At 63.6% G+C, this 26717-nt stretch carries 19 protein-coding genes; 9 read left to right on the forward strand and 10 right to left on the reverse strand.

Going from position 1 to position 26717, the window contains the following annotated elements; all coding sequences use genetic code 11:
* Positions 1-2: 2 nt before the first annotated feature.
* From ACTIGC_RS10665 to zwf, 6 genes are all read right to left on the reverse strand, one after another.
* A complete protein-coding gene (locus ACTIGC_RS10665) occupies positions 3-1595 on the reverse strand; it encodes an ABC-F family ATP-binding cassette domain-containing protein (RefSeq protein ID WP_439634382.1) in 1593 nt (530 codons plus the stop codon).
* A gap of 115 nt (positions 1596-1710) precedes the next feature.
* Complete coding sequence (locus ACTIGC_RS10670; protein ID WP_439634383.1) at positions 1711-2724, reverse strand: sugar kinase; 1014 nt, start codon at positions 2722-2724, stop codon at positions 1711-1713.
* Between the two features lie 114 nt (positions 2725-2838).
* A complete protein-coding gene (gene eda / locus ACTIGC_RS10675) occupies positions 2839-3471 on the reverse strand; it encodes a bifunctional 4-hydroxy-2-oxoglutarate aldolase/2-dehydro-3-deoxy-phosphogluconate aldolase (protein WP_439634384.1) in 633 nt (210 codons plus the stop codon).
* Complete coding sequence (gene edd / locus ACTIGC_RS10680) at positions 3468-5327, reverse strand: phosphogluconate dehydratase (RefSeq protein WP_439634385.1); 1860 nt, start codon at positions 5325-5327, stop codon at positions 3468-3470. The genes eda and edd overlap by 4 nt, the downstream gene beginning before the upstream one ends.
* 29 nt (positions 5328-5356) lie before the next feature.
* Complete coding sequence (gene pgl, locus ACTIGC_RS10685) at positions 5357-6076, reverse strand: 6-phosphogluconolactonase (RefSeq protein WP_439634386.1); 720 nt, start codon at positions 6074-6076, stop codon at positions 5357-5359.
* Entirely contained in the window at positions 6060-7523 is a 1464-nt protein-coding gene (zwf, locus tag ACTIGC_RS10690; protein ID WP_439634387.1) for a glucose-6-phosphate dehydrogenase, read from the reverse strand. The genes pgl and zwf overlap by 17 nt, the downstream gene beginning before the upstream one ends.
* A 321-nt stretch (positions 7524-7844) precedes the next feature.
* Here zwf and ACTIGC_RS10695 point away from each other — a divergent pair, with 321 nt between their 5' ends.
* From ACTIGC_RS10695 to ACTIGC_RS10725, 7 genes are all read left to right on the forward strand, one after another.
* On the forward strand, positions 7845-8846 hold the full coding sequence (locus tag ACTIGC_RS10695) for a LacI family DNA-binding transcriptional regulator (protein WP_439634403.1): 1002 nt from the start codon (positions 7845-7847) through the stop codon (positions 8844-8846).
* A gap of 105 nt (positions 8847-8951) precedes the next feature.
* The gene (locus ACTIGC_RS10700; protein WP_439634388.1) at positions 8952-10112 is read left to right on the forward strand and encodes a fumarylacetoacetate hydrolase family protein; all 1161 of its coding nucleotides are present in this window, start codon (positions 8952-8954) and stop codon (positions 10110-10112) included.
* A complete protein-coding gene (locus ACTIGC_RS10705; RefSeq protein WP_439634389.1) occupies positions 10109-10885 on the forward strand; it encodes an SDR family NAD(P)-dependent oxidoreductase in 777 nt (258 codons plus the stop codon). The genes ACTIGC_RS10700 and ACTIGC_RS10705 overlap by 4 nt, the downstream gene beginning before the upstream one ends.
* 55 nt (positions 10886-10940) lie before the next feature.
* Positions 10941-12449 carry a sugar porter family MFS transporter gene (locus ACTIGC_RS10710; protein WP_439634390.1) on the forward strand — a complete coding sequence of 503 codons (1509 nt, stop codon included), beginning with the start codon at positions 10941-10943 and terminating at the stop codon, positions 12447-12449.
* A gap of 20 nt (positions 12450-12469) precedes the next feature.
* Positions 12470-13912, forward strand: coding sequence for an aldehyde dehydrogenase family protein (locus ACTIGC_RS10715; protein ID WP_439634391.1), 1443 nt, complete (start codon positions 12470-12472; stop codon positions 13910-13912).
* A gap of 6 nt (positions 13913-13918) precedes the next feature.
* Entirely contained in the window at positions 13919-14776 is an 858-nt protein-coding gene (locus tag ACTIGC_RS10720) for an SMP-30/gluconolactonase/LRE family protein (RefSeq protein ID WP_439634392.1), read from the forward strand.
* Entirely contained in the window at positions 14773-15648 is an 876-nt protein-coding gene (locus ACTIGC_RS10725; RefSeq protein WP_439634393.1) for an aldose 1-epimerase, read from the forward strand. The genes ACTIGC_RS10720 and ACTIGC_RS10725 overlap by 4 nt, the downstream gene beginning before the upstream one ends.
* On the opposite strand, the gene ACTIGC_RS10730 is transcribed toward ACTIGC_RS10725, so the two are convergent.
* Positions 15642-17426: an IlvD/Edd family dehydratase gene (locus ACTIGC_RS10730; protein WP_439634394.1), complete on the reverse strand. Its 1785-nt coding sequence runs from the start codon at positions 17424-17426 to the stop codon at positions 15642-15644. The two genes, ACTIGC_RS10725 and ACTIGC_RS10730, sit on opposite strands and share 7 nt — an antisense overlap.
* Before the next feature lie 198 nt (positions 17427-17624).
* Positions 17625-18464: a FadR/GntR family transcriptional regulator gene (locus ACTIGC_RS10735; RefSeq protein ID WP_439634395.1), complete on the reverse strand. Its 840-nt coding sequence runs from the start codon at positions 18462-18464 to the stop codon at positions 17625-17627.
* A 198-nt stretch (positions 18465-18662) separates the two neighbouring features.
* Between ACTIGC_RS10735 and ACTIGC_RS10740 the strand changes: the two genes are divergently transcribed.
* Together ACTIGC_RS10740 and ACTIGC_RS10745 are read left to right on the forward strand one after the other, a co-directional pair.
* Positions 18663-21035, forward strand: coding sequence for a glycoside hydrolase family 3 N-terminal domain-containing protein (locus tag ACTIGC_RS10740; RefSeq protein ID WP_439634396.1), 2373 nt, complete (start codon positions 18663-18665; stop codon positions 21033-21035).
* Positions 21036-21072: 37 nt separating this feature from the next.
* Positions 21073-23973 carry a glycosyl hydrolase 115 family protein gene (locus ACTIGC_RS10745; RefSeq protein WP_439634397.1) on the forward strand — a complete coding sequence of 967 codons (2901 nt, stop codon included), beginning with the start codon at positions 21073-21075 and terminating at the stop codon, positions 23971-23973.
* A 337-nt stretch (positions 23974-24310) separates the two neighbouring features.
* Here the strand turns inward: ACTIGC_RS10745 and ACTIGC_RS10750 are convergent, their stop codons facing one another.
* The gene (locus ACTIGC_RS10750) at positions 24311-26092 is read right to left on the reverse strand and encodes a glycoside hydrolase family 43 protein (protein ID WP_439634398.1); all 1782 of its coding nucleotides are present in this window, start codon (positions 26090-26092) and stop codon (positions 24311-24313) included.
* Positions 26093-26192: 100 nt separating this feature from the next.
* On the reverse strand, positions 26193-26717 hold a 525-nt coding region (locus ACTIGC_RS10755), incomplete at its 5' end, for a tryptophan 7-halogenase (protein WP_439634399.1).

Genomic DNA, 26717 nt, shown 5'->3' on the forward strand with positions numbered 1-26717 from the left:
CGTTACGCCGCGTTGGCGCGGTCCGCCTGCAGGACCAGCTTTCGATAATCGTTCAGATCGCCGTCATAGCGCGTCGCCCGGCCATTCTTGACCAGCCAGAGCTGATCGGCGGTGCCTTCGGCCAGATAGACATCGTGGGTGATGAGGATGACCGCGCCATTATAGTCGTTCAGGGCGTAGATCAGCGCCTCGCGGCTGTCGATATCAAGGTGGGAGGTCGGCTCGTCCAGGATCAGGATGTGCGGCTTTTCCATCGCCATGAGGCCGAGCAGAAGGCGCACCTTCTCGCCGCCTGAGAGCTTCTCGATATTGGTGCCGACCTTCTCGTGGGCAAAGCCCATGGCGGCGGCGACGGCGCGCTGTCTGGCCGGCGGCGTGCCTTCGGGCAGCGCATCGCGCACATGGTCCAGAACCGTTTCGCCGGGGCGCAGCTCGTCCATCTGGTCTTGCGAGAAATAGCCGATGCGCAAGGCGCGCGGCGCGGTCCGCTCGCCCGCGATCAGCGGCAGGCGCTGGGCGATGGATTTGACCAGCGTCGTCTTGCCCTGACCGTTGGCACCCACGATGGCGATGCGGTCATCGGGGTCGAGGCGCAGATCAACGTTCCGCAGGATCACCGCATCCTCGCCATAACCGACCGATGCCCCGCGCAGCTGCAGCAGGGGCGCGGCAAGCTTGTCGGTGGAGGTGGGAAAGGAGAAGGGGACGGTGCGCTCTTCAAGCGGCACCGTGATCTCCTGCATTCTCTGCAGCATTTTCACGCGCGACTGCGCCTGACTGGCCTTGGATGCCTTGGCACCAAAGCGATCGATGAAGGATTGCAGATGGGCGCGGTCGGCCTCCTGCTTGGCGCGCTGGCTTTCCAGCAGGGCGGTTCTGGCGGCGCGCAGTTTCAGCCAGGCATCATACCCGCCGGGCGAGATGGAAAGCTGCTTGTGCTCCAGCGCCATGGTGTGGGTGACGCAGCGATTGAGCATTTCCCGGTCGTGCGAGACGAGCAGCACGGTGTGGGGATATTTCTTCAGATAGGTCTCCAGCCACGCCGCGCCCTCGAGGTCCAGATAGTTGGTCGGCTCGTCCAGCAGCAGAAGATCCGGCTCGGAGAACAGGACGCCGGCAATGGCAGCGCGCATGCGCCAGCCGCCGGAAAATTCACGCGTTGCCCGGTAGAGATCGGCATCGGTGAAGCCCAGCCCCATCAGCACCTCGGCGGCGCGGGACTCTGCCGACCACGCGTCAATATCGGCCAGACGCATGTGAATCTCGGAAATGCGGTCCGGGTCCTGCGCGGTTTCCGCCTCCTGCATCAGGGCGTGGCGCTCTGTGTCGGTGGCCAGCACCACCTCAAGGATTGTCTCGCCGGAGGGTTCCACCTCCTGGGCCACCCAGCCCAGCCGCGCGCCTTTGTTCAGGCGGATGGAGGTGTCCGGTGAAGGCTGAACGATCTCTTCGCGGATCAGTTTGAGAAGCGTGGATTTGCCGGTGCCATTGCGGCCGACCAGGCCGACTTTCCAGCCGCCGGAAATCTGCGCGGACGCATTCTCGAACAGGGAGCGCGCGCCGATACGGTAATCAAGGTTTGAGATCGTAAGCATGGGGGCGGTTTAACGATGCCAGCGCCGGGCGCAATGGGTTTGGCTGCGTGCCGGCGCAGCGGGGATGCCTGGTGTTCCCCGCGTGTTACGCCTGATAGCCAGAGTAGGGGCCGCACTAGCGTTTCAGGTCGCTACCCTCACGCCATGCGCCAATGTCACTGTGCCGCACTGTACACTGATCGCCGGGAATGGAGTGTTTGACCGCCATTATCGTCAGCGCATCGGTGAGTGCTGTCCGATGGTCTGTACCGCTTGCCAGAGCGTCTATCAGGCCGGCTGCAAATGCATCGCCCCCGCCAATGCGTTCGACGATTCCCGCCAATGTCTCCGGACCTGCAGCGATCACACCGTCCCGGCTGGCAAGCCGGGCTTCCAGCGTCTGTTCAAGTGTGCCGCGCGACTGGCGGAAGGTCGTGACAATATATTCAAGGCCGGCGAAGCGGGCGAAAGCGGCCTTTGCCGCGCTGTCGAAATCGGCCTCGCGTCTTCCGGTCAGTTCAAGGGGCATGATGCGGGCCAGATCGCCGGCGCTGGAAAAGAGCACGGTCGTTTGCGCCACCAGCTTGCCGAGTATGTCACCGGCCTCGGCCTCGCGCCCCTGCCAGAGCATGGGCCGGAAATTGAAATCGAAGGATACCTTTGCGCCCTGCCTGCGGGCACGCTGCGCGGCATCAAGGGCGGCTTGTGCCGGGGCCGCGCCAAGGGCAGGGGTGATGCCTGAGAGATGCAACCAGTCCACCCCTTCCAGTGCCGCGTCCCAGTTCCAGCCTTCGGCAGGCATCAGGCTGAACGCCGAATGAGCGCGGTCATAAACAATTTCGGCCGGGCGTTGCATCGCTCCGCTGGCGTGGAAGTAAAGCCCCATACGTCCTTTGCTGCGGACGACATGCGCGGTGTCGAGGCCGGACCGGCGCAGTTCGCCAAGGCAGGCATCGCCAATCGCGTTGTCAGGCAGGGCGGTAATGACCCGCGCGTTATGGCCGAGTGCGGCCAGGCCCGCTGCCACATTCGCTTCTGCGCCACCGAAACAGGTGTCGAGCCTCGCTGAACGCAGGAGCGGTTCACGTCCCGGCGCACTCAGGCGCAGCATGACCTCGCCGAACACGGCGGCGTTGAGATGGGTCGTCATGTCGGGCGCTCCATTGGAAGGGGGCGGGGCCGCGTTTCGCCTTCCGCCGCGATTGTTTCACATTAGCCGCAGGAAACTGCGCCGCGAAAGAGCGGGATTTGCATAAGGGAACACCTAGCGCTTCATCGCTTGCGCGGCGCGGGCATTGGCGGTGATGGCCGCCCAGTTGCCGCTGGCAATGTCCTTTGCTTCCGCGATCCATGACCCGCCGACGCATACGACATTCTTCAGGGCGAGATAGTCTGGCGCGCGCTCGCGGCTGATCGAGCCGGTGGGGCAGAAGCAGACGTCCGGCAACGGCCCGGCGAGGGCTTTGAGATAGGCGATCCCACCTGCAGGCTCTGCGGGGAAGAATTTCAGCACTTCAAAGCCCTGTTCACGCGCGGCCATCGCTTCGCCAGCGGTGGCAACGCCCGGCAGGCAGGCAAGTCCGGTCGCCAACATCGCGTCTCCCAGCGCCGGCGTCAGGCCGGGGCTGACGAGGAAGGCTGCGCCCTCGCGCGCGGATTTCGCCGCATCCTCGGGCGTGCGTACCGTGCCCATGCCGACGATCAGGTCTGGCGCCGCATCCTGCATGGCCTTCATCGCATCAAGGGCGATTGCGGTGCGCAAGGTCAGTTCGATCACCTTCAGCCCGCCTGCGGCGAGCGCTTTCGCGAGTGGGGCAGCAGTGCCCATGTCTTCGACGGTCAGCACCGGAATGACGCTCGCCGCGTCGATGATGGATGTCAGGCTGGGCCGGGTCATGCGCGCACCTTCTCAACTCTTCTGGCGGGTTCTGCAAGGCCGGGCAGGGCCATGGCGCCTTCCTCTGCGGTGGAGACCTGTGAGCGCATACCGGCGAAGAGTTCGCGGCCAAGGCCGGAATGGCTGGCGGTGAGGTCACACGTCGCGGCTTCGCGCGCAGCAAGCTCAGCAGGGTCCACCCGCACGTCGAGGCGGCAATTGTCGGCATCGACACAGATCACATCGCCATCGCGCAGTTTGGAGATCATGCCGCCTGCCAGTGCCTCGGGGCTCAAATGGATGGCGGCGGGCACCTTGCCGCTCGCGCCGGACATGCGTCCATCGGTGACAAGCGCGACCTTGAAGCCCCTGTCCTGCAACACGCCGAGCGCCGGAGTCAGCTTGTGCAGCTCCGGCATGCCATTGGCCATCGGGCCCTGAAAGCGCACCACCACCACGCAGTCGCGCTCCAGCCTGCCTTCCCTGAACGCGGCCAGCATGGCGTCCTGACTGTCAAAGACGAGGGCAGGGGCTTCAATGACGCGGTGTTCGGGCTTTACGGCGGACACCTTGATCACCGCCCGTCCGAGCGGGCCGTCCAGTACGCGCAAACCGCCATCCTTGGCCACCGGATCGGAAGCGGGGCGTAGCACGTCAAGGTCCAGGCTCTCTGATGCTGCCGTGCGGAAGGCGAGTGTGTCGCCTTCGAGGAAGGGTTCGGTGGCAAAATCGGCAAGGCTGTCTGCGCCCAGGGTCAGCACATCGCCGTGCAAAAGACCGGCTTCCAGCAGTTCGCGCACGAGGAAGGCCATGCCGCCTGCCGCGTGGAAATGGTTCACGTCCGCCCTGCCATTGGGATAGATGCGCGTCAGCAGCGGGGTGACGCGCGAGAGATCGTCAAAATCATCCCAGTTGATGATGAGCCCGGCGGCGCGCGCAATCGCGACGAGGTGGAGGGTGTGGTTCGTTGATCCGCCGGTCGCGTGCAGGCCGACAATGGCGTTCACGATGGCGCGGGCGTCTATCGCCTCGCCCAGCGGGCGGTAGTCGCTGCCCAACGCGGTGATCTTCGCGGCGCGTTTTGCCGTCGCCTTGATCATGGCCTCGCGAAGGGGCGTGCCGGGATTGATGAAGGCGGAGCCCGGCACATGCAAGCCCATGATCTCCATCATCATCTGGTTGGAATTGGCCGTGCCATAAAAAGTGCAGGTGCCGGGGCTGTGATAGCTTGCGCTTTCCGCGTCCAGCAGCTGGTCGCGCCCCACCTTGCCTTCTGCGAAGAGCTGGCGGACCTCAGCCTTCCTGTCATTGGAAAGCCCTGACGGCATCGGCCCTGCGGGCAGGAACAGCACCGGCAGATGGCCAAAGCGCAGCGCGCCGATCAGCAGGCCCGGCACGATCTTGTCACACACGGCAAGACAGATCGCGGCATCGAACATGTTGTGGGAGAGCGACACGGCGGTCGCCATCGCGATCACATCGCGCGAGAAGAGCGATAGCTCCATGCCGGGCTGGCCCTGCGTGACACCGTCGCACATGGCCGGCACGCCGCCCGCGACCTGCGCGGTTGCGCCCATTCCCCGCAAGGCCTGCTTGATGAGGGCCGGATAGCTCTCCAGCGGCTGGTGGGCCGACAGCATGTCATTGAACGCGGTGACGAGGCCCACATTCGGCCAGACAAGGTCTTTCAGGGCGTTCTTGTCCTCGCCCGACGCCGCAAAGCCGTGAGCGAGATTGCCACAGGAGAGGATTTTGCGCTGCACGCCATCGGCTTTGGCGCGGGCGATGAGGTCCAGATAGGCGGCGCGGGTCTCTCCGCTGCGCGCGGCGATGCGGGCGGTCACCTCTTCAAGAACGGGATTGAGCGGGGCGGACATCGGCTTTGGCTTTCGGAGTTTGCGTCGCGTCAGGGCGACCAGAATATCTTCAGATCAAGCGAGGCGTGGTTCAGCAGCGCGCGCACCGGCATGTCTTCAACCGGACCGGGCAGCAGCGCTTTTTCCAGTGCAGCGCGCTTGGCATCGCCCCGGATGAGAAGGGCGCAGAGTTTTACCCCCTCCAGCGCGCGCAAAGTGAGTGTGATCCGGCCGGTCCACGGGCCGGTCACCGCGCTCGGCCGGGCCGTGATGGCTGCCACGCGTGCGCCATCGGCAGATAGTGCGGCGTCCAGCCCGTCCGCATGGGGAAACCATGACAGGGTGTGGCCGTCATCGCCCATACCGAGAACGGCGCAGTCGGCAGGCCAGTTTAGTGCGGCCAGCCGGGCCTCGGTAGTCTGCAATCCGTCAGACGGGCGCGCGCCGCGACTTTTCAATCCGGTAAAGGGGGCCTGCGCAGCCTTGCCCGTCAGCAGCGTACGGCGGATGAAATCTGCGTTTGATCCTTCTTCGCCTGGCTCCACCCAGCGTTCGTCGGCGAGCACCACATCAATGCGTGCCCAGTTCAGGTCCGTGACCGAAAGGCGGCGATAAACGGGTTCGGGTGTAGAGCCGCCCGACACGATCAGGCTGGCGCGTGCGCGGGCGGCCAGCGCGTCCTGCAGGGTGTGGGCTAGCGCATCTGCCAGCGCCGCGGAGGCCGCATCGCTATTCTCGAACGGGATGAAGGTTTCAGGCATGGTCGCCATCGAACCATTCGCGTCCTTCCCGGCTGAGCAGAAGCGATCCTTGCGACGGGCCGTCAGTCCCGGCAGCGTAGGCGTGCAAGGGGCATGCGCCATCCTGCCAGGCGCGGATCACCGCATCGGTCCATCGCCACGCCACCTCAACCTCGTCGCGGCGCATGAACAGGGCGAGATTGCCGCGCACCACCGCCATCAGCAGGCGTTCATAGGCGTCCGGGTAGTCAGCCTCGAATGCGTCCGCATAGCTCAGATTCAGCGGCACATAGCGCAGACGCATGCCGCCGGGACCGGGGTCCTTCGTCATCATCATCAGTTTAACGCCTTCATCGGGCTGCAGGCGGATGACGAGCCGGTTGGGCTGCAGAACACCGGCATCGGCTCGGATGATGTCGTGCGGCACGGGCTTGAACTGGACAATGATCTCGGAGCGGCGCGTTGCCATGCGCTTGCCGGTGCGCAGATAGAAGGGCACCCCCGCCCATCGCCAGTTGTCTATGCTGGCGCGGATGGCGGTGAACGTTTCTGTCCTGGACGCACGGTTCACCTCTTCGGCATAGCCGGGCACCTTGGAGCCATCGATCAAGCCTGCGCCATACTGCCCGCGGACCAGGCATTTAACGGCATCTTCGGCGCGGATGAGCCGCAGCGCGTGCAACACTTTCAGCTTTTCAGTGCGCACCGCGTCGCCGCCCAGACTCACCGGCGGCTCCATGGCCACAAGGCACAAGAGCTGGAGCAGATGGTTTTGCACCATGTCGCGCAGGGCGCCAGCGTGATCGTAATAATCGGCGCGCTCACCGGCACCTAGCGTCTCGGCCACCGTTATCTGGACGTGGTCAATGCCGTTCGCGTTCCAGACCGGCTCCAGCAGCATGTTGGCAAAGCGCAGCACCAGAAGATTCTGGACCGTCTCCTTGCCGAGGTAGTGGTCGATGCGGAAAATTGATGCCTCGTCAAACACCGCGCCCACCGCCTCGTTGATATGGCGGGCTGAATGAAAGTCGTGGCCAATCGGTTTTTCCAGTACGATGCGGCTGGCTTTGGTGTTCAGGCCGTGCCGGCCTATCGCGGCGCATACCGGCCCGTAAACCGAGGGCGGCAGGGCAAGGTAGAACAGCCGCACCTTCGCCGGATCATTGTCCAGTGCGTCTTTTACTGTCTGCCAGCCGGGTCCGTCGCCGTGGGCATCGATGGCGGTATACGTGACGCGATCTGAGAACGCGGCCCAGGCCTTCGCCTTCTTGTCGCCGTTCACGAATTCGCTGGCGCGCTCCAGATACTCGCCCGTGCTCATATCCTCGCGGGCCGCCGCGATAATGCGGGAATTTTCCGGTATCTGTCCGTCACACCAGCGATGGAACAGTGCAGGCAGGATCTTGCGCCGCGCCAGATCACCGGTCGCGCCGAAAATGACCATGTCAAAGGCTTCAACCGGAACGAGTTCTGCCATGTGCCTTCGGCGGTCCCTATTTGCGGCAATACGAGCGATGTCCGGCAAGCCTGGAGGAGATTTCATGTCTGACAAGTTAAAGACTGCCTCGCTTCCCTGCCGGGTGCAACCGCTGTCATGTCCTCCTTTCCCGGCATATGCCGGGTACAGGTTCCGGCCGCGCAGAAGGGATGGGGCAAGGGCGGTAGCTGGACCGCAATTTGATTATCCGCTATCGCAGAAAGAGGTGCCGTAAAGGCATTACATGCAAAAACTGCCAGCGCAGGACGGGAAGTATTGGCCAGAACAAAAGATAGGCGCGGGGCGGTGACGATTGAGGACGTGGCGCGCCGTGTCGGCGTTTCGCCTATGACTGTATCGCGCGTTATCAATAATTTTGCCGGGGTGAAGCAGTCCACACGCGATGCGGTACGCCAGGCGGTGGAAGAGCTTGGCTATTCGCCCAATCCGGCGGCGAGAAGCCTTGCCCGCCATGGCGGACGACGCGTCGGCCTGCTCTATTCCAACCCCAGCGCAGGATATCTCAGCGAGTTCCTCGTGGGGGCGCTCGATGGTGCGCAGCTCAGCGGATCGCTGCTGATGATCGAGAAGTGCGGCACAACGGCCGCCAGCGAGAAGGCCGCCATCGCGCGCCTTGTGGCCGGCGGCGTGGCCGGCGTCGTTCTTCCTTCGCCTCACGCAGAATCCGCCGACGCGCATGCCGAGTTGAAACTGCATGGTGTCGCTGCCGTAGCGGTCGGGACCGGCCTGCTGCGCCAGGAAGCCAATTCGGTCCGCATTGATGATTTTGCCGCTGCCGCGGAGATGACGCGTCACCTCCTTTCATTGGGGCATACCCGGATCGGTTTCATCAAGGGCGCGGCTAACCAGACCGCCAGTGCGGAGCGCCTGAGCGGGTTTGAGGCAGAAATCAGCCGTGCGCGGCCCAAGGCCACATCATTGGTGGAGGAAGGCGACTTCACTTATCGCTCAGGACTGGAAGCGGCCAAGCGCCTGCTCTCCAGCAAGGAGCCTCCGACCGCCATTTTCGCCAGCAATGACGACATGGCTGCAGGCGTGTTGGCGGCAGCGCACCATCGTGGCTTCGTGGTGCCAGAGCAGCTCTCCGTGGCGGGCTTCGACGATACGCCGATCACCACCGCCGTCTGGCCCGAGCTGACAACAATCCGTCAGCCTGTGGCTGAAATGACCGAAGCGGCTGTGCGCATCATTGCCGATGGCGGACGTGGCAAGACGCCCGGGGTGACGGCCAAACCCGTTGATCGTCTGTTACCCTACAAGCTTGTGATACGGGCTTCGACGGGGCCTGCGGGAAGAGTGTAGCCGCCTCGTTCATCGTCGGCTTGACACTCATGCCTGTGAGCGGCGATGGTAGCGCTAACAAAACAGTGCTCTTGCGGATAGGTCCGACAAGAGCCGGGGGGAGAAATGACCCGTCTCATTGATTGCCTGCCGGCAGACTGGCGTTTTGCAACGCTGGTCGGCCGCATTGCCCTGCATGACGGGCCGACGCCGGTGATGATCCGTGACGGGCATCTCTACGATATGTCCGGCGTGGCACCGACCTCGGCCGACCTTCTCGCCGGTCTTCGCGGGCTGGACAGCCCCAGCAGACGCGATGTCGGGGCCGTCGATACCTTCACCATCAAAACGGTCTGGGAACGCGAAAAGCCCGGCGCGATCGAGATACTGGCGCCTGTTGACCTGCAGGCGGTCAAGGCAGCGGGCGTCACTTTTGCTACATCCACCATCGAGCGTGTGATCGAGGAGCGGGCAGGGGGTGATCTCGGCCGCGCCACTGACATCCGCGAGACGCTGCAAGAGCGGATCGGTGGTGACCTTGCCTCGGTCAAGCCCGGTTCTGAAAGCGCGGCACGGTTGAAAGCAGCGCTGATCAAGGATCGGCTCTGGTCGCAATATCTGGAAGTGGCCATCGGGCCAGACGCGGAAGTTTTCACCAAATGCCCGGTGCTGGCCGCTGTTGGCTATGGCGCCCATGTCGGCGTGCGTTCCGATTCGCGCTGGAACAATCCGGAGCCGGAAGTCGTGATGGTCTGTGACCCTGCGGGCAAGGCGGTCGGGGCGACGCTGGGCAATGATGTGAACCTGCGCGACTTTGAAGGCCGCTCCGCGCTGCTGCTTGGCAAGGCGAAGGATAACAACGCCTCCTGCGCACTGGGGCCGTTCATCCGTATTTTCGACGCCGGGTTCACGCTGGAGGATGTGCGCTCGGCGACCGTGTCGCTGCGAGTGGAAGGCGAGGACGGCTTTGTCCTCACCGGCGAAAGCTCGATGAGCCTGATCAGCCGCGACCCGCTGGACCTGATCGGCCAGGCGTTCGGTCAGCACCATCAATACCCTGACGGGATGGCCCTGATGCTGGGCACGATGTTTGCGCCGATCGAGGATCGCGACGCGCCCGGCCGGGGCTTCACACACAAGACCGGCGACATCGTGCGCCTGGCCTCGGAACGCCTCGGTGTTCTGGAAAACAAGGTAACGAGTTGTGAGAAAGCGCCGCCCTGGACGTTCGGGGTTTCGGCGCTGATGCGCAATCTCGCCGCCCGCGGACTTCTGGAGGAAGCATGATTGCGAAGGTGAACGGCAACGCGGCGGTATATCCGTCCCTTAAGGGCCGCGTTGTCGTGGTAACAGGCGGGGGTTCGGGCATCGGGGCAGCGCTGACTGAAGGCTTTGCCCGTCAGGGCGCGCGCGTGGCCTTTATCGACATGGCCGAGGACGCCTCGCGTGCGCTCGATCAGTCTCTGTCACGGCTTGATCCGGCTCCGGCCTATTATCATTGCGACCTCACCGACATCGAAGCTCTGAAGGCCGTGCTGGCGCGTATCGCATCGGAGATCGGTCCGGTGGACGTGCTGGTCAACAATGCCGCCAATGATGACCGCCACCGCATCGAGGAAGTCACGCCCGACTACTGGGACAACCGCATCGCGGTCAATCTGCGCCACCAGTTCTTCGCCAGCCAGGCCGTGATCGGGGCCATGCGGGCGCGAGGCAGCGGCGTGATTGTCAATCTGGGTTCGCTCTCATGGCATCTGGGCCTGTCAGATCTGTCGGTTTACGAAACCGCCAAGGCAGGCGTTGAAGGCATGACGCGGGCCATGGCGCGTGAGCTCGGCGCGGACGGTATCCGCGTGGTCTGCATCGTGCCCGGCAATGTGAAAACGCCGCGGCAGGCCAAATGGTATACGCCGGAGCAGGAAGCGGAGATCGTTGCCCAACAGGCCGTGAAATTCAGGATTGAACCCAGCGACATAGCAGCGGTCGCAATGTTTCTTGCCTCAGACGATGCACGTGCCTGCACAGGTCATGAATACATAGTCGACGCCGGCTGGCGATAGCTCGCCCAGCCTTGAACAACGGGCCCGCCAAAGAGGCCCATGGGGAGGAATAGATATGGCCAATCTCTCGGCTACGGGAGCGGTCGGTTCAGCAGAGGCTGAACAGACCAATATGGGCTTCATCATCACCACCGCGCTGGTTGCCACGATAGGCGGCTTCCTGTTCGGCTATGATAGCGGGGTGATCAACGGCACGGTGGACGGGCTGCGTTCAGCCTTCGGCTCGGAAGATATCGGCACCGGGTTCAACGTCGCCTCCATGCTGCTCGGCTGCGCCATCGGTGCGGCCTTTGCAGGGCGGGCGGCAGACATTTTCGGCCGGCGCACCATGATGATCGTGGCGGCGGTGTTCTTCGTGATCAGCGCCTGGGGATCTGGTGTCGCCAATAGTTCGGGCGAGTTCGTCTTCTTCCGCATTCTCGGTGGTCTCGCCGTGGGTGCGGCCAGCGTCATGGCGCCAGCCTACATTTCCGAGATCGCACCGGCACGGATGCGCGGACGGTTGACCACCATCCAGCAGATCGCGATCATTTCCGGCCTCTTCTTCTCCTTCCTTGCCAACTATCTGCTTGCCAATGCGGCGGGCGGTTCCACGGCGGAGTTCTGGCTGGGCTTTGCTACCTGGCGCTGGATGTTCTGGGTGGAGCTGATCCCGGCCATCATCTTCTTCATCGCCCTGTTTCGCATCCCCGAAAGCCCGCGCTTTCTGGTGATCAAGGGTAAGACCGATCAGGCCAATGTGGTGCTCACCCGCCTGTTCGGGGCCGAGGCAGCGAAGATGAAGGTGGAAGAGATCAGGTCCTCTCTCGCCTCTGATCACAAGCCGAAACTCGCCGACCTGTTCGACCGCGAGAAGGGCGGGGTGCGTCTCATCGTCTGGGCCGGTATAGGCCTCGCTGTGTTTCAACAGCTCGTCGGCATCAATGTCGTCTTCTATTACGGTGCGGTTCTGTGGCAGTCGGTCGGCCTTAGCGAAGGCGACGCGCTGATGATCAATGTGGTCTCCGGCGCCCTGTCGATCGCAGCGGTGATCGCGGGTCTTCTGGTCATCGACCGGATCGGCCGCAAACCCATGCTGCTCTTCGGATCACTGGGCATGGCGGTGACGCTCGGCCTTGTGGCCTATGCCTTCTCCACCGGCACTTTCCTCGCCGCAGGTACAGTGCTGGAAGCCGGTACGGTGCTGGCCAGCGGTACGGCCTATCCGGAAGGGGCCGTTCTGACCAATAGCGTGCTGGACCTGCGCCCTGAAATGGGCCTGCTCGCGCTCGTTTCAGCCAATATCTACGTGATGTTCTTCAACTTCTCCTGGGGGCCCGTGATGTGGGTGATGCTCGGTGAGATGTTCCCCAACCAGATCCGTGGCTCGGGGCTGGCCGTTTCCGGCTTCGCCCAGTGGATCGCCAATTTCGGGATCACGATGAGCTTCCCGATCATGGCGGCCGGGCTCGGCCTCATGACTACCTACAGCTTCTATGCCGTCTGTGCCCTGATCTCCTTCTTCTTCGTGTGGGTGATCGTGCGTGAGACACGCGGCAAGGAGCTCGAACAGATGACCGGCTAGCCAGAAAGGGACTGCATCTCATGGCCACCACACTCGAACTCTCGCACTGGATCGGGGGCAAAAAGCAGGGGGGAGACCGTCCGGCCGAAAGCCTAAATCCGTCAGATACGCGCGATGTGGTGGCCAGAGTGCCCGATGGTACGGCTGACGACGTCAACGCTGCGGTGGCGGCAGCCCGGGCGGCCTTTCCCGCCTGGTCTGAGGCTTCGCCGGAAGTGCGCTCGGACGTGCTCGACAAGGCGGGCAGCCTGCTGATGCAGCGCGCGCAGGAGGTTGGCACGCTGCTTTCCCGCGAGGAAGGCAAGACCCTGCCGGAGGGCATTGGCGAGACCATGCGGGCAGCGCGCATCCTGAAGTATTTCGCCGGGGAGGCATTGCGCCTGCACGGGCAGAATCTCGCCTCGACCCGTCCGGGCGTGGAGGTGCAGACCTACCGTCAGGCGGTGGGGGTCTATGGCCTCATCACGCCGTGGAACTTCCCGATTGCCATTCCCGCCTGGAAGGCTGCGCCTGCGCTCGCCTTCGGCAATACGGTCGTGCTCAAACCCGCTGGGCACACGCCGGCTACGGCGGAGGCGCTGGTGGCGATCCTGCACGAGGCAGGTTTGCCAGAGGGCGTGCTGAACATGGTGATCGGCCGGGGCGGTGTGGGCCAGGCCATCGTTGACCACCCGGACGTCAACGCCATTTCGTTTACCGGCTCGCAGAAAGTCGGCGCTGGTGTGGCCGCCGGAGCTGTTGCCCGTCAGGCGCGCGTGCAGCTGGAAATGGGCGGCAAGAACCCGCTCATTGTGCTCAATGATGCGGATATCGAACGGGCGGTGACGATTGCGCTCGATGGTGCGTTCTTCTCTACTGGCCAGCGCTGCACGGCCTCTTCCCGCCTGATCGTGGAAGACGGTATCCATGACAAGTTCGTTGCCGCCCTTGCGGAACGTGTGAAGGCACTGCGCCTCGGCGATGCGCTGGACAAGGACACGCAGGTTGGTCCGGCGGTGAGCGAGGACCAGCGCGAGACGAGCTATCGCTATATCGAGATCGCTTCGAAGGAGGGCGGCAAGATTGTGGCTGGCGGCGACCGCCCGCAGCTGGAAAAGCCCGGCTGGTATGTGCAGCCGACCCTCATCACGGATACTGAGGCCGCCATGCGGATCAATAATGAGGAGGTTTTCGGCCCCGTCGCCTCTGTCATCCGCGCCAAGGATTACGAGGAAGCGCTTCACATCGCCAATGGCGTGGAGTTCGGCCTGTCGGCAGGCATTGCCACCTCATCGCTGAAATATGCGCGCGACTTCCAGCGCCGGGCGCGTGCAGGCATGGTTATGGTCAATCTGCCGACGGCGGGCGTGGACTATCATGTGCCCTTTGGCGGCATCAAATCTTCCTCCTACGGCCCGCGTGAGCAAGGCTTTGCGGCGGCCGAGTTCTTCACCCAGGTGAAGACCGCCTATAGCTGGTCTTAAGCTATCATGAGCGCGCCGGAGCTCCTGTGGGACGCGAAATGCGAGCTGGGTGAAGGCCCGGTCTGGGATGCCGCGCGGCGCTGCGTCTGGTTTGTCGATATCAAGGGCCGCCACCTGCACCGCTATGGCGTCGATGATGGCAGCAAGGATAGCTGGGCAACGCCGGATCAGACCGGCTTTGCCCTGCCCGCCGATGACGGGTCTCTGGTGTGCGGGGTGCGCGGCGGGCTTCACCGGTTTGATCCCGAAACGGGCGATTTCTCTCCCCTGATCGAGGTAGAGCGGGACCGCCCGCAGAACCGTATCAATGACGGGTTTGTCGCCTCTGACGGCTCACTCTGGTTCGGCACGATGGACGATAGCGAGGCGGAGAAATCCGGCGCGCTCTATCGCTGGGCGGACGGCGTGCTGACGCTGATGGATGACGGCTACGGCGTCACCAACGGGCCTGCCATGAGCCCGGATAAGCGTACGCTCTACCATCACGATACGCTGGAGAAGACCATCTACGCCTTCGACCATGCCGATGGCCGCATCTCGGGAAAGCGCGTGTTCGCGCGCACCGGGGAGGGCTATTGCGACGGGCCGAGCGTGGACAGTGCGGGCACGCTCCATGTCGGCCTGTTCGGCGGGTGGGGCGTGGCGAAATTTGCTCCCGACGGGCGCTATCTCGGCAAAATCGCCTTCCCGGTCTCCGCCGTCACCAAGGCCGCCTTTGGCGGCGATGACCTGAAAACGCTCTACTGCACCAGCGCCTGGCTGCACCAGAGCGCGGAGGCCCGCGCTGCGCAGCCGCTCGCAGGCGGACTGTTCAGCGTGAGGGTCGACACGCCCGGCCTGCCACAGGCCCTGATCCGGTTGTGACGCTCAACCTTGCCGCCGGGGACTGGCGTGCCACGCTCCTGCCTGGTCTTGGCGGTGCCATCGGCTCGCTCAGCCATAGAGGGCGCGAGGTGTTGCGGCCCACACCAGCCGGGACGACGGATGTTCTGGCGACATCCTGCTTCCCGCTTGTTCCTTATGCCAACCGCGTGGCCAATGGGCGCTTCATCTGGGCGGGAGACGCCGTGCACTTGCCTATCCTGCCGGGCTTTGCGCCGCACGCCATACACGGGCTTGGCTGGCAGTGTCCCTGGCAGGTTGATGAGGCGGACATTAGCGCTGCGGTGCTCAGCCTGGAGGCGGGCGGTGATGGCGGCTGGCCCTGGCGGTTCATGGCTGAACAGTTCATCACATTGACGCAAAGCGGGCTGCGTATCGATCTTCGCCTGACGAACTGTGATCACAATCCCATGCCCGCAGGGCTAGGCCTGCACCCGTATTTCCTGCTGGGTGCGGGCGGGCGGCTGAGCCTGACAGCGAAAAAAGTGTGGCTGAGCGACGAGACGCTCATCCCCTCGACGCTCGCCGATGCGTCCGCCATTTGCGATTTTGCGCATGGTGAACGCCTGCCCGCCCGCACACTCATCGATCATTGCTATGAGGGCTGGGACGGGGTGGCAGAGCTGAAGACGGCGGAACGCACCGTGAGGGTCAGGGCCGACACTGGACGGGTCCACATCTACGCTCCGGCGGCAGGCGGGTTCTGCTGCGTGGAGCCGGTTACGCACCACCCGGACGCCGCGAATGCCGGGCCGGGGGAGCCGGGCATGCCCGTCATCGGCGCAGGCGGCCAGGCCTCGCTGCGGATGGAAATCTCGGTGGTCAGCACAACCGCTGCCAAGTCAGGTCAGTGATTGTCTCTGGGATTGCCTAGCGTATCGATGATGCGGTGGTATTTCACCGCTGGCTCCAGCGTGGCGCCGGTCTCCAGCTGGCCCGTCATGGAGCGCTGGATCTCTTGCCACGGTGTTTGTGAAGCCGGATAGGCATATCCGCCAGCCTCTTCCAGCACCGCGCGGCGTTTGGCTATCTCATCATCGGAAACCAGCCAGTCCACACGGGCGGTGTTGAGATCAACCCGCAGCCTGTCGCCGTTCTCCAGCAGTGCAATATTGCCCATGGCGGCCGCTTCCGGGCTTGCATGCAGGATGGATGCCGAGCCGGACGTGCCCGACTGGCGCCCGTCACCGAGGCAGGGCAGGGCCGTGATCCCCTGCTTTATGAGATAGGCAGGCGGCCGCATATTCACGACCTCTGCCGCTCCGGGATGACCGATCGGCCCCGATCCGCGCATGACGAGAATGGTGTTTTCCGTGATGTTCTCGGCCGGATCGTCGATCCGGTGGTGATAGTCTTCCGGCCCGTCGAAGACGGTAACCACGCCTTCAAAGGCGTTGGGTGACTGGGCACTGGACAGATAACGCTGGCGGAACTCGGTGGAGATCACGCTGGTCTTCATGATCGCGCTGTCAAACAGGTTGCCGGTTAGCACCAGGAAGCCGGCTTTCTCCATCAGGGGCGCGTCAAAAGTGCAGATCACGTCCGGCAGGATGATGCGCGCATCCTTGCAGTTTTCGCCGAGGCTCTTCCCGTTCACGGTCAGCGCGTCTTCGCGGATCAGCCCCTGACCCATCAGCTGGGCGATGACGGCAGGAACGCCGCCTGCCTGATGGAAGTCTTCTCCCAGATAGGTTCCGGCAGGCTGAAGATTGACCAGTAGCGGAATGCCGTGGCCATGCGTCTGGAAATCGGAAAGCTCCAGCTCGACGCCTGAATGGCGCGCCAGCGCCATCAGATGGACCACCGCGTTGGTGGACCCGCCAATGGCCGAGTTGACAGCAATCGCATTGAGGAACGCATCGCGCGTCAGGATGGCGGAGGGCTTGAGGTCCTCATGGACCATCTCGACGATGCGCTTGCCTGTCACGTAAGCCATTTGCGGCCGCTCACGATAGGGTGCCGGTATGGCGGCGCTTCCGGGCAGGCTCATGCCCAGCGCTTCAGCGAGCGAATTCATCGTGGTGGCCGTACCCATCGTGTTGCAATAACCGACAGAAGGCGCACTGGTGGCGACAAGCTCGATAAAGCCTTCATAGTCCAGTTCGCCTGCCGCCATCATCTGGCGGGCCTGCCAGATGATCGAGCCGGAGCCGACGCGCTTGCCCTCATGCCAGCCATTGAGCATGGGCCCGACGGAAAGCGCGATTGCCGGGATGTCCACGGTCGCCGCCGCCATCAGACAGGCCGGTGTGGTCTTGTCACAGCCAATGGTCAGCACCACTCCGTCAAGCGGGTAGCCATGGAGCAGTTCGACAAGGCCCATATAGGCCAGATTGCGATCCAGGCCCGCAGTAGGACGCTTTCCCGTCTCCTGGATCGGATGGACCGGAAATTCCAGCGCGATGCCGCCCGCCTCGCGAATGCCTTCGCGCACGCGCTGGGCCAGCGTCAGGTGATGACGGTTGCACGGAGACAGATCTGATCCTGTCTGGGCGATGCCGATGATCGGCTTGCCCGAACGCAGCTCTTCCAATGTCAGGCCGTAATTGAGATAGCGCTCCAGATAGAGCGCAGTCATGTCCGGGTTATCCGGGTTGTCAAACCATTCCCGGGATCGCAGCCGCTTGGACATAAGATATCTGCCTTGTTCAACAGCTTGAGTTCAAGCCGGATGGAAGCGTTCCCGCAGGCGGAATCCCGGCACACCGAGCCCGTGCCTGAGGGGCGCTTTATAAGTCAGACAATTATAGCCAATTTTTCTGGTTCGCAAGTGTGCGCTGTCACGCACGATGCAGCGTTGCTGGCGAATGCAAGCGGCGTGGGTGGCCGGTCAAACAGGGGTGCTGCGCCGTTTCTGGCCGGCAGGGGCGGGTCGCTTGAGTGCCCGTGACGTGTCCTTGAGTGCGGCCCGTACAAGGGTTTCCATTGCCGCTCGCGCATCATCAGGCCCCCCTGCCGCGATAGCGTCGAACACTCTCCAGTGCTCGGGCATGGGGTCGCGGGGGAGTTCGTCCTTGCGGGCTTTATAGATGGTGGTCCAATGGACGCCTGCCCCAATTGTGCTGGCAAGGCAGATCAGGGGCGGGTTGCGGGTTGCTTCAAGGATGATGGCGTGGAATTCGCGGTCGGCATCGCGGCCCTCTGCTGTCGTAACGGTGTGGCGTTCCATCCGCATCAACGCTTCTCGCATCCGCGTGAGTTGCTGCGTGTCGCGCCGCTCTGCCGCCAGGGCGGCGGCGGCTGGTTCGACGATGAGGCGCAACTCGAACAAGCCGTTGACCAGCGCTGGCGAGGGTTCTGCCTCGAAGAACCAGGCAAGCACATCGGGATCAAGCAGGTTCCACCGGGGCTGCTCTGTAACGCGCGTGCCGGTCTTTGGCCGGCTCTCCACCATGCCTTTGGCCGCGAGGGTGCGCACCGCTTCGCGATAGGCGCTGCGCGACACTTTCAGTCTTTCGCTGAACTCGATCTCAGTCGGCAACACCTCGCCCGGCTTGTATTGGCCTGACACGATGGCCACGCCGAGATCGTGAGCGATCGTGCCGTGAATGCGGGCTGCAGACTGTCCCGGCCGGACCAGGCTGCCCGTGTCAGTGCGTTGCCGGACCTTCATTTGCGACTTCTCCGGGTTGGTGTCGCCAGCCTTGCGCGGGTGGCGGCGATGAGACATTTGCCGGTTCATATGTCGTGATAGTCCGATGCCGGAGGGCTGTCTACTTGTCACTACTAGTCAGACAAATTCATTGACCCGGAGCCCGCGCCCAAACTACGCTATGGTAACGCTAACATGTCTGGCCGCGATATGAGCCGGAATGCCGGGGAGGAACGGTAGATGACCTTAGGACAAATACGCAGACCTTTGCACGTAATGTCAGTGGCTGGCGCGGGCGCTGCCGCGCTGTTGATGCTGGCTGGGTGGGGTGTTGCCGCGCAGGAGGAAGCTCCTCTGTATCGAGACGCTTCGCAGCCGGTCGAGGCGCGGGTCGAAGACCTGCTTTCACGCATGACGCTTGAGGAGAAGGTCGCCCAGATGATCGGCATCTGGCTGTCCAAGGGCGATATCGAGACGCCCGAGGGCGATTTCTCGCCGGAGAGCGCGTCGCAGAACTATCCTCACGGCATTGGCCAGATTTCACGTCCTTCCGATTTTCGCGGCGCTGACCCGGAGAACGTCGCAGCCGGTGTGTCGGAAGGTGCGGTGAACCGGAACGAGCGCCAGACCGCGCAGTATATCAACGCCGCACAGCGCTGGGCGATCGAGGAGACGCGCCTTGGCATCCCGATCATGTTCCACGAGGAGGCGCTGCATGGATATACCGCGCGCTACGCCACCAGCTTCCCGCAATCGATTGCGCTGGCCAGCACCTGGGATCGTGATCTCGTTGAACGCGTCTTCACGGTTACCTCCCGAGAGGTGCGCGCGCGCGGCGCCCGTCTGGTGCTTGCACCGGTGGTTGATGTGGCGCGCGACCCGCGCTGGGGGCGGATCGAGGAAACTTATGGCGAGGATCCGTATCTCGTCGGCGAGATGGGGCTTGCCGCCATTCGCGGCTTTCAGGGTGAGACCCTGCCTCTTGGGCCGGAGCGGGTCTTTGTCACGCTCAAGCACATGACCGGACATGGCGAGCCGGAATCCGGCATCAATATCGGGCCGGCCAATATCTCCGAGCGCACCCTGCGTGAGGTTTTCTTTCCCGCGTTCGAGCGTGCGATCACGCAATTGCCGGTCATGTCGGTGATGGCCTCCTATAACGAGATTGACGGCCTGCCGAGCCATGCCAATCGCTGGCTGCTGAACGATGTGTTGCGCGAGGAATGGGGCTTTGATGGCGTGATCGTCAGCGATTATTTCGCAATCCGCGAAATGATCACGCGCCACCAGATGCTCGCCGAAATCGATGATGCGGTGGTGCGCGCGATGGATGCGACCGTCGATATCGAGCTGCCTGATCCGGATGGCTATCCCCACCTCGTCCGGCTGGTGCAGGAGGGCAGGGTATCCATGGAGGCGATCGACGCTGCCGTGCGCCGCCTTCTCACCATGAAATTTCTCGCGGGCCTGTTTGATGACCCTTATGTCGACGAGGATGCCGCCGAGGCCCTGACCGGGACCGAAGAGGCCATTGCCCTTGCGCGTGAGGCGGCCCAGCGGGCGATGGTGCTTCTGTCGAACAACGGCACCCTGCCGCTGGACCCGGCCCGTACCGGCACGCTTGCGGTGCTGGGCACCCATGCGGTGGACACGCCGCTGGGGGGCTATAGTGATGTTCCCCGCCATGTGGTCAGCGTGCTGGAAGGCTTCCAGAACGCCGCTGAGGAGCACGGAAACTTCAACGTCATCTATTCGGAAGGCGTGCGCCTGACCGAAAGCCGTGACTGGGCTGCTGACGAGGTAGACCCCGTGCCTGCCGAGGTCAATGAGCGCCTGATCGCGGAGGCCGTTGAGGCTGCACGCGGGGCAGATGTGATCCTGATGGTGCTGGGCGAGAATGAGCAGCTCAGCCGCGAAGCATGGGCGTATGATCATCTGGGTGATCGCCCGACGCTGGAGCTGTTCGGTCAGCAGATGGATCTTGCCCGCGAGATTTTCGCGCTTGGCAAGCCGACGGTCGTCCTGCTGCTCAATGGCCGCCCTCTGGCGATCCAGGAGCTTCTGGAAGAGGCCGATGCGGTGATCGAGGGCTGGTATCTGGGGCAGGAGACCGGCAATGCGGTCGCTGATGTCGTATTCGGCGCGGTCAATCCGGGCGGGCGTCTGCCGGTGACATTTGCGCGCTCTGCCGGCCATCTGCCTGTCTTCTATAACCACAAGCCGACGGCCCGGCGCGGCTATCTGCTGGACGATGTAAGCCCGCTTCTGCCCTTCGGGTTCGGGCTCTCCTACACCAGCTTCGAGATGTCCACGCCGCGCTTCCAGCGCTCCACCATCCGCGTGGGCGAGACCGCCATCGTGGAGGTGGATGTCCGCAATACCGGCCAGCGGGAGGGCGATGAGGTCGTCCAGCTTTATGTGCGCGACGATGTGGCTTCCATCACGCGGCCCGTACTTGAGCTGAAGGGCTTTGAGCGCGTCACCCTGCGTCCAGGCGAGCGGCGCACGGTGCGCTTCGAGCTGGAGCCGGAGGCGCTCTCGCTCTGGAACCTGCAGATGGAGCGGGTGGTCGAGCCGGGCACCTTCACCATCTCGGTCGGCCCGAATTCGGCAGACCTCCAGTCAGCCACGCTGACGGTTGTTGAATAGGGACTGGCAGCGGTCCTTAGAGAAAGGAACGAACGCGATGAGCGAGAGCAGACGTCCACTCTCCCGCGGTCTCATGCTCCAGACGCTGATCGCGTTCGTTCTCCTGACGGGGCCGGTGGCGGCCCAGCATCCGGTCCGCGGGGAGTGCGAAGGCCCCGCCGGCGTCTGCGCTGGTTCGCCACCGGCTTCGGCCTTCCCGCTGATCGTTTCGGGCGAGCCGACCATCGTGCGTACTGATCCGGGCGACTATCCGGGCTTGTTGCGCGCCGCGCAGGATCTGCGCGATGATCTTGATCGTGTCGCGCGGGGAGAAATCCCTGCCGAGATCACCAATCTACGGCGTGCAGACAGCCGCGGTATGGCCGTTATCGCCGGGGTTCTGGGGCGCAACCACGATATCGACCGGCTGGTGGAAGAGGGCCGCCTTGACGTCTCCGGCGTTGCTGGCGAGTGGGAGGCCTATGTCCAGCAGGTGGTCGATAATCCCGCGCCCGGCATTGACCGCGCACTGGTGATTGCGGGCTCCGACATGCGCGGGGCCATATTCGGCATTTACGATCTCTCGGAGCGCATGGGCGTGTCGCCCTGGTACTGGTGGGCCGATGTGCCGGTTACGCGCAACAGCGATCTCTACGTCACTGAAGGGCGCCGGGCAGAGCGCCCGCACGTGCGCTATCGCGGCATCTTCCTCAATAACGAGAACCCGTCACTGCTGGGCTGGGTGAACGAGACCTATGGCGGCTTCAATCACCTTTTCTACGGCGATGTGTTCGAGTTGATCTTGCGCCTGCGCGGCAATTATCTCTGGTCGGCCATGTGGGGCAAAGCCTTCTACGATGATGACGCGCTGAACCCGGTCACGGCGGAGACGATGGGTGTTGTGGTTGGCACCACCCACCACGAGCCCATGCTGCGCGCCCATATCGAATGGGAGCGCTATGGCACCGGAGACTGGAATTACCGCACCAACGGGGAAAACCTGCAACGCTTCTGGCGTGAGGGGATAACCCGGCTTGCACGCCATCAGACGCCGGTCGTGCTCGGCATGCGCGGCGATGGCGATGAAGCCATGAGCGATGAGACCGAGGTCGAGCTGATGGAGCGCATTGTCGCCGATCAGCGCGCCATCATCGAGGAGGTGACGGGCCGTCCTGCCAGCGAAACGCCGCAGATGTGGGCGCTCTACAAGGAGGTGCTCGATTATTACGACGAGGGTATGCAGATGCCCGACGACGTGATGATCCTGTTTGCCAATGACAATTGGGGCAATATCCGGCGCGTGCCGCAACCGGGCGAGGAACGCGCGGGCGGGTTCGGGATGTATTACCATTTCGACTATGTGGGCGGCCCACGTAACTACAAATGGATCAACACCACCCAGATCGCGCGCACCTGGGAGCAGATGAATATCGCGTGGGAGTTCGCGGCCGATCAGCTCTGGTTGGTCAATGTCGGCGACCTGAAGCCCATGGAGCTTCCGATCAGCCATTTCCTGACCCAGGCCTGGAACCCGGCCGCGATGACGCAGGACGTGATGGAGGGCTTCACGCGGGGCTGGGCCGCCCAGCAGTTTGGTGAGGCTCATGCCGACGATATCGCCGCGCTGCTGACCGGCTATACGAACTATAATTCACGCCGCAAGCCGGAAATGGTCGGACCGGACACGTACAGTCTCGTCAATTTCGATGAGGCGGAGCGCATCCTCGCCGAATGGGACGCGCTGGCCGATCTCGCCAATGCCGTGCGGGAACGCCTTGATCCTGAATATGACGACGCTTATCTCCAGCTCGTCTGGTATCCGGTGATCGCGGCGGGCAATCTGAACCGGCTGCATATCGAGACCGCGCGCAACCGGCTCTACGCCGCGCAAGGGCGCGTGGCGGCCAATGCGGCTGCCGATGCGGTGCGCGAAGCGTTCCAGCGCAGCCATGAGCTCGACCGCTTCTACGAAGAGGATGTGGCGGACGGAAAATGGGTCCACATGATGGCCCAGACCCGCATCTCCTATACCTACTGGCAGCAGCCTGAAGAGGACGTGCTGCCCGAGCTCGAAAGCGTGGCGCTGACGCGCGGCGCGGTGCTCGGCGTCGCCGTGGAGGGTGATGAGCGAGCCTGGCCGGGTGCAGACGGCGCGCCGTCGCTGCCCGCCTTCTACCGTCATGGCCGCCAGACCCGCCATATCGATCTGTTCGACCGGGGGGGCAGTCCGGCGCGCTATACCCTCGCTGCCAGCGCGCCCTGGGTGCGCCTGTCGCAGACGCAGGGGCGCGGCGATGGCCGCGTCGCGGTCTCCATCGACTGGGACGCAGCGCCCGAAGGTGAGGCCAGCGCGACAATCTCCGTCACGGGTCCTGACCGGAACGTGATCGAGATCGGCGTCACGGCGGTGAACCCCGCAATCACGCCTGCCGAGGGCGCGTTTGTGGAAGCCGATGGCTTCGTCGCCATGGAAGCAGCGCACTTCGCCCGCTCGGTGGACGGTGACGGCGTGGAGTGGCGCACCGTGCCGAACCTTGGCCGGACGCTCTCATCGGTGACGCTCTTCCCGCCGACCGCAGAGGCCGTCACGCCGGGCGGAGACTCGCCGCGCCTGGAATACGACATTCATCTCCTGGAAGCCGGTGAGGTGGAGGTGCAGGTCAGGCTCTCCCCGACGCTCGATTTCAGAGGGCAGGGGGGCTTGCGCTACGTGGTCTCCATCGGGGATGAGGCCCCGCAGGTCATCAACATGCATCTCGATGACAGTGACGCGGCTTGGGAACGTAATGTCGGCAACAACTCGGTCGTCCATACCAGCCGCCACAATGTGGAGGCAGGGCCGCAAGTGTTGCGGATCTGGATGGTCGATACCGGCCCCGTTTTCCAGCGCATTGTTATTGCGCGCGGCGAGCTGCCTCAGACCTATCTCGGCCCGCCGGAGAGCTGGCGGGCGAGATAGTAGCTTCTGTTTAGCTTCGCAGCCCATTCCGGCTGCGATGTTCCGCGCCCCTTCGAGACGCCGCCTGCGGCAGCTCCTCAGGATGAGGTGGCGCGGGCGGCCGGTCGGCCTTGCGGCCCCTGAGGGGGCCGGGCTGGAGAGATGAGTCCAGTCCCCCCGTCTTGCGTTTCACCGGCGTAAGTCGGTGCCCAGTCATTTCTGGGTCCCGACTTTCGCCGGGAAAACGAAGGTAATCCCAGGATGGATGAAATCCCGGAAGCGCGCAGCGCTGTCCGGGACCTCGTGGTAATATACTTGAAACAGGCCCCGGATCACTGGCGCGTCCGGGGTTCAGCGCCTATTCGCCTGAATACGCGTACGGCCCCATGGTGACGCCGACAAATCCGCCCGCTATCCGGGTGGAGAGGAGCGAGCCGTCCGCGTTTTCCAGCAGGGGCTGCCACTCGCCGTCTTCAAGCGCGAAGTGGAAGTCATACTCGCCGGCCCGCGCGGTGATGCGCAGGTCGATCGGCGCGCCTGCCTCACCTTCAAACGGCGTGCTGGCGAGGATTTCGCCATGCACGTCCTGATCAGGCCCGGCACGGCGCTCCACACGGATCACATCGCCATCTCCATCGCGGGCAAGGCCGATGAAATACCAGTACTCATCGCTTTGCAGGGCGACGAGCCCGGCCCGGTCACCGGGCGATTGCGGCTCAAAGCGCATACGCATGGAGGCGCTGGCATACATGTGCTGCTGGCGGCGCCCGAGATAGGACGGGTTGGCGTTCTCGCCCAGCGCCACATTGCGCGCGGTCAGTACGAGACTGCCCGGCTCGCTATCCAGATCATGCCAGCTTTCCTGCGGCAGGCGCAGCATCATCCAGTGCGGGGGCAGGGTGCTTGAGAAATCCTCATGTACCTCGAACGCGCCCGCCATGGGTGGGTCTGCCGGTTCCTGCGGCGGCAGGTCCGGGCGGCGGTAGGCGTAAGGGATGAGATCGCCGTCTCCGGTCATGCGCGGCCAGCCTTCTTCCCAGCTTACCGGCATCAGGAAGGTCTCGCGTCCGGTATTGTAGAGATCATCGCCATAGGGCCGCACGGCAAGGAAGGTGCCCCACCACTCGCCAGACGGCGTGGTGACAAAGCTCGCATGACCCGCAGATGTAATGGGGAAGGGCCGGTCGCGCGGCAGATCGCGCTGGGTGAGGATGGGATTGCCGTCCCACGCCTCGTAGGGCCCCATCGGGTTCTCACTGCGCAGGACGACCTGTGAATGGCCTTCGGCGGTGCCGCCCTCGGCGCATATCAGATAGTAGAGCCCGTCCACCTTGTAGATGTGCGGGCCTTCGATCCAGATCGGCTGGGTGGAGAAATCCACCCCGCCATCGACCAGCACGATGCGCTCGCCGAACGTGGTGAGAGTTTCCAGATCAAACTCCTGGATCCATACCGCACGGTGGCCGTCATATTCCGGCTCGCGGTCAGGCGGGCCATTATTGAGCATGTAGGCGCGCCCGTCCTCGTCGATGAAGAGGGAGGGGTCGATCCCGCCCGCGAGATCAGGCAGCCAGACCGGAGCGGACCACGGCCCTGCCGGATCGCTCGCGCTGATGATGAAATTATCGCCGCAATCCACACACGTGTTGAGCATGTAGAATGTGCCATCATGGTACGCCATGGCGGGCGCAAAGATGCCGCGCGAAAGCCCCAGATTGCCGAAATCCACCATGTCGGTGCGGTCCAGCGCATTGCCGATCTGTGTCCAGTTCACCAGATCGCGGCTGTGAAACACGGGGAGGCCGGGAAAGTAGGCGAAGGTGGAGGTGGTCAGGTAATAATCCTCGCCCACCTGCAAGATGTTGGGGTCTGGATAGAAGCCGCCCAGAACCGGGTTCTGGAACTCGCCTTCGCCAGCCGGGAAGGCCTCATGGGCCGGATCGCTGCCCTCATAATGGAACCAGTCGAACCGGGCGAGCAGCGGGCCATCTTCGCCGTTCGCGGCCGCTTCGGCTTCATCATTGGAGTTGGCGGCGGGCGGCGGGGCGTTGTCACCCGCCTCCGGCGCTTCACAGGCCGCCAGCATAAGCACCAGCGCGCTGGCGCCGGTCAGCAGGGCCCGATTGCTTTTGCAGCTCATGATGATCCTCCCTCAGATCTTTGCGGGGCTTTTCGCCTTCGTGATTGTTAGCGCTATCATTTCAGGGGAAACAACATGACGCAAGGAAAACCGGGCCACCTTACGCCGCTTTCGCGGCGCAGTTCATGGCGATGAAGTCGGCATGGCCGGGCATCTGGTCGGCGCAATTGCGGATCACTGAATGCAGCTCGTTCATGCGCGCGCGCAGCGTGGCCTCGTCCATGGCCTCCACCACCGGGTCATAGCTGCGCGGCACCATGCCCTGACCGATCATCACGGCGAACCAGCTCGTATCGTTGAACAGCTCGTCATTATCGCGGAAGATCCGCCCGTGGCTCTGGAATATGCGGTATTTTTCTTTCAGCGTTTCCGGCACGTCCATGGAGCGGCAATACTTCCAGAGCGGCGTGTCGTCCCGTTCGGTGAGGTGATAGTGCAGGATGATGAAGTCGCGCACCTGCGCAAACTCCCGCGCGATCATGAAGTTGTAGCGCTCGATATCAGCCGGCTCGAAATCCCGGCTGGGGAAGAGGGTGAGCAGGCGTGCAATCCCGCTCTGGATGAGGTGGATGGAGGTGGATTCCAGCGGTTCGAGGAAGCCTGAGGCGAGGCCCAGCGCCACCAC

This window comes from Glycocaulis sp. (assembly GCF_051859565.1).
Taxonomy (GTDB): domain Bacteria; phylum Pseudomonadota; class Alphaproteobacteria; order Caulobacterales; family Maricaulaceae; genus Glycocaulis.